General features: G+C 73.7%; 10 protein-coding genes. 5 read left to right on the top strand and 5 right to left on the bottom strand.

Features of this window, described 5'->3' with window-relative positions; translation table 11 throughout:
• Positions 1-113: 113 nt before the first annotated feature.
• Complete coding sequence (locus tag N801_RS17880) at positions 114-1,169, top strand: Gfo/Idh/MocA family protein (protein WP_035940641.1); 1,056 nt, start codon at positions 114-116, stop codon at positions 1,167-1,169.
• A 1-nt stretch (position 1,170) separates the two neighbouring features.
• Positions 1,171-1,764 carry a DinB family protein gene (locus N801_RS17875; RefSeq protein ID WP_035940639.1) on the top strand — a complete coding sequence of 198 codons (594 nt, stop codon included), beginning with the start codon at positions 1,171-1,173 and terminating at the stop codon, positions 1,762-1,764.
• A gap of 7 nt (positions 1,765-1,771) precedes the next feature.
• On the opposite strand, the gene N801_RS17870 is transcribed toward N801_RS17875, so the two are convergent.
• Entirely contained in the window at positions 1,772-2,506 is a 735-nt protein-coding gene (locus N801_RS17870) for a Type 1 glutamine amidotransferase-like domain-containing protein (RefSeq protein WP_035940638.1), read from the bottom strand.
• A 101-nt stretch (positions 2,507-2,607) separates the two neighbouring features.
• On the opposite strand from N801_RS17870, the gene N801_RS17865 reads away from it, so the two are divergent.
• Together N801_RS17865 and N801_RS17860 are read left to right on the top strand one after the other, a co-directional pair.
• The gene (locus N801_RS17865; RefSeq protein ID WP_035940637.1) at positions 2,608-3,234 is read left to right on the top strand and encodes a DUF5701 family protein; all 627 of its coding nucleotides are present in this window, start codon (positions 2,608-2,610) and stop codon (positions 3,232-3,234) included.
• A gap of 51 nt (positions 3,235-3,285) precedes the next feature.
• Entirely contained in the window at positions 3,286-4,809 is a 1,524-nt protein-coding gene (locus tag N801_RS17860; RefSeq protein ID WP_035940635.1) for a serine/threonine-protein kinase, read from the top strand.
• On the opposite strand, the gene N801_RS17855 is transcribed toward N801_RS17860, so the two are convergent.
• Genes N801_RS17855 through lpdA form a run of 3 tightly spaced genes read right to left on the bottom strand, consistent with a single transcriptional unit; the run spans position 4,806 to position 9,114 of the window.
• Positions 4,806-5,702 (bottom strand): TIGR01777 family oxidoreductase, encoded by an 897-nt coding sequence (locus N801_RS17855; protein ID WP_035940633.1) that lies wholly within the window; start codon positions 5,700-5,702, stop codon positions 4,806-4,808. The genes N801_RS17860 and N801_RS17855 overlap by 4 nt on opposite strands.
• 4 nt (positions 5,703-5,706) lie before the next feature.
• Positions 5,707-7,695, bottom strand: coding sequence for a 2-oxoglutarate dehydrogenase, E2 component, dihydrolipoamide succinyltransferase (sucB, locus tag N801_RS17850; protein WP_035940632.1), 1,989 nt, complete (start codon positions 7,693-7,695; stop codon positions 5,707-5,709).
• Positions 7,696-7,734: 39 nt separating this feature from the next.
• Positions 7,735-9,114, bottom strand: a complete 1,380-nt coding sequence (gene lpdA / locus N801_RS17845) for a dihydrolipoyl dehydrogenase (protein WP_035940630.1) — start codon at positions 9,112-9,114, stop codon at positions 7,735-7,737.
• A gap of 227 nt (positions 9,115-9,341) precedes the next feature.
• Here lpdA and N801_RS17840 point away from each other — a divergent pair, with 227 nt between their 5' ends.
• Positions 9,342-9,671, top strand: coding sequence for a hypothetical protein (locus N801_RS17840; protein WP_035940628.1), 330 nt, complete (start codon positions 9,342-9,344; stop codon positions 9,669-9,671).
• 17 nt (positions 9,672-9,688) lie between these two features.
• Here N801_RS17840 and N801_RS17835 read toward each other — a convergent pair.
• The coding region (locus N801_RS17835; RefSeq protein ID WP_052113283.1) for a matrixin family metalloprotease at positions 9,689-10,504 on the bottom strand (816 nt) is incomplete at its 5' end.

Here is a 10,504-nt window from a genome sequence, read left to right as displayed (position 1 = left end):
CCGACGACGGGGCCGCCGACGACGGGGGCGCCGGGGACACCGGGGGCGCCGGGGGCGACTCGGCGGACGAGGCGTTCGTCCCCCGGGCGCCGGCCGCGCACTAGGGTCCAGCCATGGTCAGAGTCGGTCTCGCAGGGTACGCATCGGCAGGGCGCCACTTCCACGCGCCGCTCATCCGCGACGCGGGGCTGGAGCTGGCCGCCGTGGCCACCGCCAACCCCGAGCGCCGCGCCGAGGTTGCCGCCGACGTCCCGGAGGCGCGGGTGGTCGACGACCTCGAGGCGCTCCTCCAGGTCGAGGGTCTCGATGTCATCGTCCTCGCGACCCCGACGGGCAGCCACCTCGAGCACACCCAGCGGGTCATCGAGGCGGGCGTCGCCTGCGTCGTCGACAAGCCGCTCGCCGTCAACGCGGACGACGCGCTGTCGCTCGTGGACGCCGCCGAGCGGGCGGGCGTGCCGCTCACGGTCTTCCAGAACCGGCGCTACGACCACCAGTTCGCCACCCTCGCGACGGTCGTCTCCGATCGCCTTGCGGGAGAACCGTTCCGGTGCGAACTGCGGTGGGAACGCTGGCGGCCGGTGGCCAAGGACCGGTGGCGCGAGAACGCACCGGCGAGCGAGGGCGGCGGCATCCTGCTCGACCTGCACTCGCACCTCATCGACATGGCGGTCCGGCTCTTCGGGCCGGTCTCCACCGTCTTCGCGACCATCGAGGCCCACAGCACGACGTCCGAGGACGACGCCTTCCTCGTCTGCCGACACGACTCCGGAGTGGTCAGCCACCTGGGTGCCACGTCCCTGTCCGGGGCGCCGGGGCCGCGGGTCCGCCTGCTCGGGCGTGGGGCGGCATACGTCCAGAACGACTTCAACGGCGAGGCGAACGTCCTCCCGGACACGGCCGACGCCGACCCGGAGCACTGCGGCTGGCTGTACCGCGAGACCGAGCGGGAGCCGGTGCCGACCACGCCGGCGAGCCCGGTCGAGTTCTACCGGGCCGTCGGGGCGGCGCTGGCCGCCGCCGACCCGCAGGCCGCGATGCCGGTCGACCCGCACGACGCCGTCCACACCCTCGCCGTCATCGACGCCGCACGGCTCAGCTCCGAGGGGCAGCGGGTCGTCGAGGTCATCACGCCCGGCACCCGGCCCGGCCACGCCGAGGAGGTGTGACGTGCCCGAGGACGCCACGGCGGTGCTCGTCCGCTACCTCACAACGCTGCGCGGCGCGGTGGTGTGGAAGCTCGACGGGCTGTCCGAGTACGACGTCCGCCGACCACTGACACCGACCGGGACCAACCTGCTCGGCCTGGTCAAGCACCTCTCCGGCGTGGAGGCGGGCTACCTCGGCGAGTGCCTCGGGCGCCCGGTCCCCGACCTGCCCTCGTGGTACGCCGAGATGGAGGAGGAGGGCTCCGAGGACAACCTCGACATGTGGGCGACCGCGGACGAGTCGCGTCAGTCGATCCTCGACCTCTACTCCCGAGTGACCGCACACGCCGACGCGGTCGTCGCGGACCTGGACGGCGACGCCAGTGGCACGGTCCCGTGGTGGGGCGAGCGTGGCCGCGACGTGCCGGTGCACCACCTCCTCGTCCACGTCGTCACCGAGACCGCGAGACATGCCGGTCACATGGACATCGTGCGTGAGCTCGTGGACGGGACGGCCGGCCTGCGCGAGGACGTCTCCAACCTGCCGGACAAGGACGCCGCGTCGTGGCAGGCCTACCGGGACCGGGTGCAGGACACGGCCGACCACTTCCGGTGACCACCCGTCAGGGGCTGGCGAGCCGCCGTGGCTCGAGGCGCTCCTGGACGGCCCGGTCGCCGTCCCGGGTGACGACGTAGGCGCCCTTCCCGTCGCGCTCCGAGACCGCCTCGACGAGCTCGGTGCCGTGGTAGACCAGCCCGACCCCGTCGTCGGTGCAGTGCGTCGTCGGGAGCGTGCCGTCGGCGACGAGCGCGTGGACGAGGGGGCGTCGCCGCGCCTCCGAGTCGTAGTGGACACCGCTGCCGAAGGGGAGCAGCGCCAGGCCGTTGGTCACCGCGCGCAGCTCGGGACCGAACGAGTCGGTCGTGCCGCCGACGTACCAGCAGATCGACCCCGCCGACACCCCGGAGAGCACGACACCCGCCTCCCACGCCACCCGCAGGGAGGGGCCCAGGTCGTGCACGGCCCAGACGGCGAGGAGGTTGGCGACCGACCCTCCGTTGACCCAGACGACGTCCTGGTCGAGCAGGTGCCCCCGGACGTCGTCGTGGTTGGGCATGGGGAACAGGTCGAGCGTCGAGAGCTCGAAGCCGGCGACCCGGGCGGCCTGGTGGAGGTGGTCGTTGAAGAAGCGCTGGTCCCCGCTGGCCGTCCCGAGGACCGTGACCCGCGGCCGCCGTCCGGTGACCCCGGACAGCTCGACGGCGTGGTGGACGAGCGCGTCGAACTCGAGGTGGGTGCGCTGGGCGGGGCGGTAGCCGCCCGAGGTCGCGAGGATCGTCGGCTGGTCGGCAGGCATGACCTGCACCCTATTGACCCGGGCCGATGGCCGAGCCCTCGGGGGAACGCCGACGGCCGACCGCGCGTTGACCCTCCGCCGCCTACGCACAGGGAGAACGCATGTCATTCGAGGAGCAGGTCGACCGGCTCGTCACGATGGGGTACCCGACGCTGGCCGGCATGGGGGAGAGCGGGTTCCGTGACCTGCTCGCGCCGCTCGCCGTCGAGGCTCACCGACTCGACGAGGCGAGGCCGGACGACCGACCGGGGCGGACGGCATACGTCGTCGTCGTCACGCGCGCGCTCGTCGACCCGGCGACGACGGTCCCGCTGCTCCGCCTCGTCGGTGGCCGCAAGCCGGGTGTCGTCGACCGCAACCACGCGCCCGGGGACCTCGCGACCTACCACCCGCTGCCGGAGCTCGCGGTGCCCGACGTGGGCGCCTACCTGCTCGTCGACGTCGACCGCGGTGAGGAGTTCTGCGGGGTCACGCCCGAGGACGCCCTGCCGGTGATCCGGGGCCGCGGGCGGACTCCGCTGACGATCGACGAGGGCGTCGCCGTGGTCACCCACGCCCCGCACCTGCTCGAGAAGAACCGGTGCTTCATGCTCTCGGGCTCGCGGCGTGGCGACCGACGGGTTCCGGCGATGTGGATCAGCGAGCGCGCGCCCAAGCTCGGCTGGTGCTGGGACGGCAACCCGCACTCCTGGCTCGGGGTGGCATCGGCCGGAGCGCGCCTCGGCTGAGCCTGTGGACAACCCGGCGGGTGCGTCGCCGGGCTCGGCCACAGTGAGGTCATGGAGACCGCCCGCCTCACCGCTCCGCCGACGTATGCCGGCCGCCACCGGGCCGTGGACCACGACGCTCCCCGCGTGGCCGGCTACGAGGTCGTCGGTCCGCTCGCGCGGGGAGGGTCGGGGACCGTGTGGTCGGCCACCGCCCCGTCCGGCGACCCGGTGGCGATCAAGGTCGTCCCGGCGACCGACGCCGACGACGCGCTGGTCGAGCTCGCGGTCCTCGGACGCATCACCGACCCACACCTCGTGCGCCTGCACGAGGCGGTCGCGCTGCCCTCCGGCGAGGTCGCACTCGTCCTCGACCACCTGCCCGGTGGCACGGTCGGGTCGGTGGTGCGGGCGCGCGGGCACCTGGCGGCGGGCGAGGTCGTCACCGTGCTCAGCCCGATCGCGTCGACGCTGGCCCGGCTTCACGCGGCCGGGGTGGTGCACGGCGACGTCTCGCCCGACAACGTCCTGCTCGACCTCGACGGGCGGCCGTTCCTCGCGGACCTCGGGGTGGCCCGGATCGCGGGGGAGCGCTCGGCCGAGGCCCGCGGGACCGAGGGCTTCGTGGCACCGGAGGTCGTCCTCGGTGCGGTGCCGACGGCCGCGTCCGACGTGCACGCGCTCGGCGCGCTGGCCTGGTTCTGCCTCACCGGCGACGCCCCCGACCTCGCCGGGGTGCGGGTTCGCCTGGGCGACCTCGTGCCGGGGCTGCCCGGGGCACTCGTCGAGGCGGTGGAGGGCGCGCTGCGTCTGCGCCCCGAGGGGCGACCGGGTGCCGACGAGCTGGCGCTCGCCCTCTTCGAGAGTGCCCCGGCGGAGCCGCTGCTCCTGGCGGGCGGGGGTGACGACGTCAGCCTCCTGACCCGACGGATCCGCGCGGCGGCCCGGGCCGAGGCGGTCGGGGGCACGTCCGGACGGGCTGGATGGGCTGGCCGTCTCGGGCGGGTGGGCTGGGTGGCGCTGCGCCACCGGCTCGCCCGGACGCGGACGTGGGCTGGAGCCGCCGTCGCCGTCGTCGCGGTCGTATCCCTCGCGGTCGCCGCCGTGTCGTGGGTGGGGGGCTTGGGGGAGAGCGAGCCGTCCAGCGCACCGCGAGCGTCGCAGGCGTCGAGCCGCTCACCGGCGCCCGCGCCGGACCTCCGGCTGGTCGCGGACGCTCCCGTGCGCGACCCGGTCGGTCTCGTCCGGGCCCTCGCGGCCGCCCGGGCCGACGCCTGGGCGACGGGGATCGCCGCCCGTCTCGTCGAGGTCGATGCGCCCGGCTCGCCGGCACTGGCCCGTGACACCGAGGTCCTCGCGGGGGTCCAGCGGGCACGGCAGCGCTATGTCGGCCTGACCTTCGTCGTTCGCGAGGCGAGCGTCGTCGGGGAGGACGCCGACGTGGTCACGGTCCGCGCCAGGATCGACACCGGGGCGCACGTCGTCCGCGGCCCGCGCGGGGACGAGCCGCGTCCGGCGACGTCGGCGGCCCCCGTGCTCCTCGACCTCGTCCGCACCGGGTCGGGGTGGCGGGTCAGGGACGTCAGGTCCGCCTAGCGTGCGGCGAGCAGCCAGCGAACGGCGTCGGGCAGGGTGGGGTGGTGGTGCTCGAAACCGCTGTCCCGCAGTCGGTTCGGCAGCGCACGCTGGCTCGCGACGATGTCCCCGGCCATCTCCCCGACGACGAGGCGCAGGGCGAACGTGGGCGCCGGGAGCCAGGTGGGGCGACGCAGCTGGCGCCCCATCTCGGCGACGATGTCACGCTGTCGCGCCGGCTCCGGGCCGGTGACGTTGATGGGCCCCTCGAGCCGTTCGTCGAGCACGTGCTCGATGGCGCGCACCTCGTCCGCGAGGGTGATCCACGGCCAGAAGTGCCGGCCGTCGCCCAACGGCCCACCCAGCCCCAGCCGGGTGAGGAGGAGCAGCGTCTTGATGGCGTCACCGGTCGGCGCGAGCACGATGCCGGTGCGCAGGAGGGCGACGGGGGCGCCGGCGGCACGCGCCGGCTCGGTCGCGCCCTCCCAGGCGCGCACCAGGTCGGCGAGGAAGCCGGAGCCGCCCTCGCTCTCCTCGGTGAGGACCTCGTCGTCGCGGTCGCCGTAGTAGCCGACCGCAGTCCCGTTGACGAGGTGGATCGGCCGGCCGGTGGCCGCGATCGCCGTCGCGAGCGCGGTCGTGCCGTCGGTGCGCGAGGAGATGAGCTCGGCCTTGAACTCGGGGGTCCACCGGCGGGCCCCGATGCTCACGCCCGCGACGTTGACGACCGCGTCGACGCCGTCGAGCACCGCGGGGTCGAGGTGCCGGGTCGAAGGGTCCCACTGGACCTCCGAGGCGTGCTCCGGCGGTCGCCGGACCAGTCGGACGACGTCGTCCCCGCGCTCCCGCAGGGAACGGCACAGCGCACCGCCGATGAGTCCGGACGAGCCTGCGACGGCGATGCGCTGTGTCATGGAGTCAGAGACCCAGGTCCGCCTCGAAGGCGCCCTCTTCGAGCCGCTCCTTGACGGTGCCGAGGAAGCGCGCCGCGTCCGCGCCGTCGACGATGCGGTGGTCGTAGGAGAGGGCCAGGTAGACCATCGAGCGGATCGCGATCGTCTCGCCACCGTCGGAGTCCTTGACGACGACCGGACGCTTGACGACCGCGCCGGTGCCGAGGATGGCGACCTGCGGCATGTTGATGATCGGGGTGTCGAAGAGCGCACCGCGCGACCCGGTGTTGGTGATGGTGAAGGTGCCACCCGCCAGGTCGTCCGGCGTGATCTTGTTGGTGCGCGTCCGCTCGGCGAGGTCGGCGATGTTGCGCGACAGCCCGGCGATGTTGAGGTCGCCGGCGTTCTTGAGCACCGGGACGATGAGGCCCTTGGGGGTGTCGACGGCCATGCCGATGTTCTCGCTGCCGTGGTAGATCACCGTGTCGCCGTCGATGCTGGCGTTGACGGTCGGGTGGACCTTGAGCGCCTCGATCGCCGCGACGGTGAAGAACGGCAGGAAGCTGAGCTTGGTGCCCTCCCGCTTGGCGAAGTCGGCCTTGGCGCGGTCGCGCAGCCGCGCGATCTTGGTGACGTCGACCTCGACGACCGTCGTGAGCTGGGCCGAGTTCTGGAGCGACTCGACCATGCGCGTGGCGATCATCTTGCGCAGGCGGCTCATCTTCTGGGTCGTCCCGCGCAGGTCGGTGTCGCCACCGGCTCCGGTGCGGGCGGCCGCCGGCTTCTCGGGCGCCGCGGCGGGCGCGGCCTCCGCCTTCGGAGCCGGTGCCTTGGCAGCCTCGGCCGCGGCGAGGACGTCCTGCTTGCGGATCCGTCCACCGACGCCGGTCCCCTTGACCGTGCCGAGGTCGATCTTGTTCTCGGACGCGATCTTGCGCACGAGCGGTGTGACGTAGGCGGACGCGTCGTCGGAGCCACCGGTCGTGGGCGCCGGTGCGGTCGCCTGCGCGACCTTGCCCTCGGACGGCGCGGGCTCGTCCGGAGCCACCTGCTGTTGCTTCGCGGGCTCGTCGGCCGGCTCGTCCTTGGCGGGAGCGGACTCCTGCTTCGCAGTGGCCTCGGGCTCCTCCTGCTTCGCGGGAGCCTCGGGCTCCTTCTGCGCGGCGGGAGCCTCGGGCTCCTTCTGCGCGACCGCAGGCTTCTCCTCGGCGGGCTCGGCCGGCTGCGAGGCCTGCGCGCCCTCGTCCGAGCCGGAGTCCGCGGACCCGCTGCCACCGACGACGGCGAGGTCGGCGCCGACGGGGACGGTCTCGTCCTCCTGGACGAGGATCTTGCTCAGCGTGCCGGCGACGGGGGAGGGGATCTCGGTGTCGACCTTGTCGGTGGAGACCTCGAGGAGCGGCTCGTCGACGGCGACCTCGTCACCCTCGGCCTTGAGCCAGCGGGTGATGGTGCCCTCGGTGACGGACTCGCCGAGCGCGGGCATCGTCACCGTCGTGCCGCCGCCGCCACCACCGCCGCTGTCGCCCGAGGAGGGCGCCGGCGCGGAGTCGGCGGGGGCGTCCTGCGCCTCGTCGGTGTGGGGCTCGGCCGGCTCCTGGCCGCCCTCGTCGCCGGCCTGCGTCACGGCGTCCTGGTCGGACGGGGAGTCGACGGCGTCACCGTCACCGGTCTGGCCGGTGTTGTCCTCGGCGGCCGGTGCCGCGTCCGCGGTGTCGTCGGCGGAGGCGGAGGCGGACTCTTCGGCGGGGGCGGTGTCGCCGCCGCTGGGGGCGGCACCGTCACCGATGACGGCGAGGTCGGCGCCGACGGCGACGGTCTCGTCCTCCTCGGCGAGGATCTCCTGCAGCGTCCCCGCGACGGGGGAGGGGATCTCGGTGTCGACCTTGTCGGTCGAGACCTCGAGCAGGGGCTCGTCGACCTCCACCTGGTCTCCGACGTTCTTGAGCCACCGGGTGACGGTGCCCTCGGTCACGGACTCGCCGAGGGCGGGCATGGTCACACGTTCGGACATGGTGTCAGTTCTCCTTCACGACGGTGGCGTTCTAGAACTCTAGTTGTGAGCATGCAGGGGTTTGCCTGCAAGGGCCAGATGGGCTTCCCCGAGCGCCTCGTTCTGCGTCGGGTGCGCGTGGACGAGCGGAGCGACGTCCTCGGCGTGGGCCTCCCAGCCGACGATGAGCTGGGCCTCGCCGATCTGCTCGCCCATCCGGGCGCCGATCATGTGGACGCCCACGACGGGGCCGTCCTTGGTGCGGACCAGCTTGACGAACCCCTGGGTCTGGAGGATCTGCGACTTGCCGTTGCCGCCGAGGTTGTACTCGTAGGTCTCGACCTCGCCGTGCGCCTCCCGGGCCTGGGCCTCGGTGAGCCCCACGGAGGCGATCTCGGGGTTGCAGTAGGTGACGCGCGGGATCGTCGACTCGACGATCGTCGCGGGAGCCAGCCCGGCGATCTCCTCAGCGACGAAGATGCCCTGCTGGAAGCCGCGGTGCGCGAGCTGGAGCCCGGGCACGATGTCGCCCACGGCATACACGCCCTCGACCCCGGTCCGCAGACGCTCGTCGGTCGTGACGAAGCCACGGTCGAGGGTCACGCCGGCCTCCTCGTACCCGAGACCGTCGGTGACGGGGCCACGACCGACGGCGACGAGCAGGAGGTCGGACTCGATGGTCGTGCCGTCCTCGAGCGAGACGGTGACGACCTCGCCCGCCTGGGTGGCGCCGGTGAACTTCACGCCCACCTTGACGGTGATCTTGCGCTTGCGGAAGGCCCGCTCGAGGACCTTGGAGACGGCCTCGTCCTCGGCGGCGACGAGCCGCGGCAGCGCCTCGACGACGGTGACCTCCGAGCCGAACGACCGGAAGACCGAGGCGAACTCGACCCCGATGACACCGCCGCCGAGCACGACGACGCGGTCGGGGACGTGGTCGAGCTGGAGCGCCTGCTCGCTCGTCATGACGCGGCCACCGATCTCGAGGCCGGGCAGGGTCTTCGGGTAGGACCCGGTGGCGAGGACGACGTGGCGTCCGGTGACGCGCCGGCCGTCGACCTCGACGGTGGAGCGGTCGACGAGGCGGCCCTCGCCCTCGACGATGTCTACCGCGTGGGCCTTGGCCAGGCCCTGGAGGCCCTTGTGGAGGCGGCCGACGACGCCGTCCTTGTAGGCGTTGACGCCGGCCATGTCGATCGACTCGAGCGTGCTGCGCACACCGAACTGCGCACCCTCGCGGGCGGTGTCGGCCACCTCGGCGGCGTGCAGCAGGGCCTTGGTCGGGATGCAGCCCACGTGCAGGCAGGTGCCGCCGAGCTTCGACTTCTCGACGAGGGCCACCCGCATGCCCAGCTCCGCGGCGCGGAAGGCGCACGCGTAGCCGCCGCTCCCGCCCCCCAGGATGACGACGTCGTAGGTGTCCTCGGCGGTGGCCGGCATCGCTGCTGCTCCCTTGCTCGCTGGGCGGCGCACGCCGAGCGGTCTCGCCGACCGAGCGCCAGTGCCGCCCATCCAATCACTGCACCGTGTCGCCCGTCACACGAGGTCTGGCCGCCGCCCACCACCGATGCCGTATGCCGTCCGCACGCCCTGGCGCTCCCTCGCGCACTCCCGCGTGTCCAGCGAACCCTCGGTTCGTTCTCAACCTTCGCCCGTATCGTGTCCGCATGGCGTGGTGGAGGCGGCGAAAGGGTGGGCGGACCTCAGGTGGGTCCGCCGCGCCCTCCAAGGACGACGCGCGCCGGGCCCGGAAGCACTTCACCGAGTTCGCCTCCAGCCGGCGTGGTGTCGAGGCGTTCGTCGAGCCGGCCACGCATGTCACGGCGACGACGGTCATCCTCATCGCCCACGACGGGGAGTGGACGCGGCGGGCCGTGGCCTCCCGCGAGGACGGGTTCCGGATCGCGACCGAGCTGCAGCTCCCGACCTACGACGTCAACCAGACCGGCTACCCGCAGCGGATGCGCGACTGGAACGCGCGCCAGCGCGGCCGCTGACCGACGCGCGCACCGCGTCAGAACTCGCGCCGGCAGGGCACGTTCGCCAGGGCGGCCAGTCCCCGCCGGTCGCCGTCCCCGAGCCGGGTCTGGCCGGAGTTCTCGGCGAACATCAGCTGGTCCTCGTCCTCGGAGTGGTCCAGGCCGAGCAGGTGCCCGAGCTCGTGGGCGACGATCGCCACGGCGAGCGCGTGGCCGCCCCTGCTCCGGCTGACGTCGGTGAGCTCGGGCCCGTCGAGGTGGACGATCCCCGAGACGTTGTGCAGCCGGCCGAGCCGGTCGCTCACGGCGACGCTGCCGCCCACACCGGCCGTGTTCCCCTCGAGGAGCGGCACGCGCTCCGGTGTCGTCCACGCGACGAGCGCCGGTGACCACCGGTTGCCGTAGCGCCCGCGGTCCATCGGCTCCCGGTCCGTGGCGGCCACCTCGTCGGTGGCCCCGTCGACGACGATGCGCAGCCCGGCGGCGGGTGCCACCATCGCGATGGCGTCGTCGAGGATCCTCGCGGCCGTCGGCGGCGCGGCCTCGGTGTTGACGACGAGGTGCAGCGGCCGACACGGGTCGTAGGCCGCGACGCTGGTCGAGGTGGTGAGGAGCAGGGCGTAGCCGTCGGTGCCGGCGGGTGCCTGGGGCGCCGGCAGCAGCCGCGTCGTCGAGGCGTCGGCGGGCAGCGGTGGGTGACCGCCGTCGACGGCGATGATCCCGGCGACGTGGTCGATCTGCTCGCTGGCCGCGCCGCGCAGCCACAACAGCCCGCCGGTGATCGCCAGCGTCGCGACGAGCGGGAGCAGGGTGACGCCGGGCCGGCGGCGCCGCGGCGCAGGCGCGGACAG

This window comes from Knoellia aerolata DSM 18566 (assembly GCF_000768695.1).
GTDB classification, from domain to species: Bacteria; Actinomycetota; Actinomycetes; order Actinomycetales; family Dermatophilaceae; genus Knoellia; species Knoellia aerolata.
Note: the sequence above shows the minus strand (reverse complement) of the source record. Positions and strands in the feature narration are given on the sequence as shown.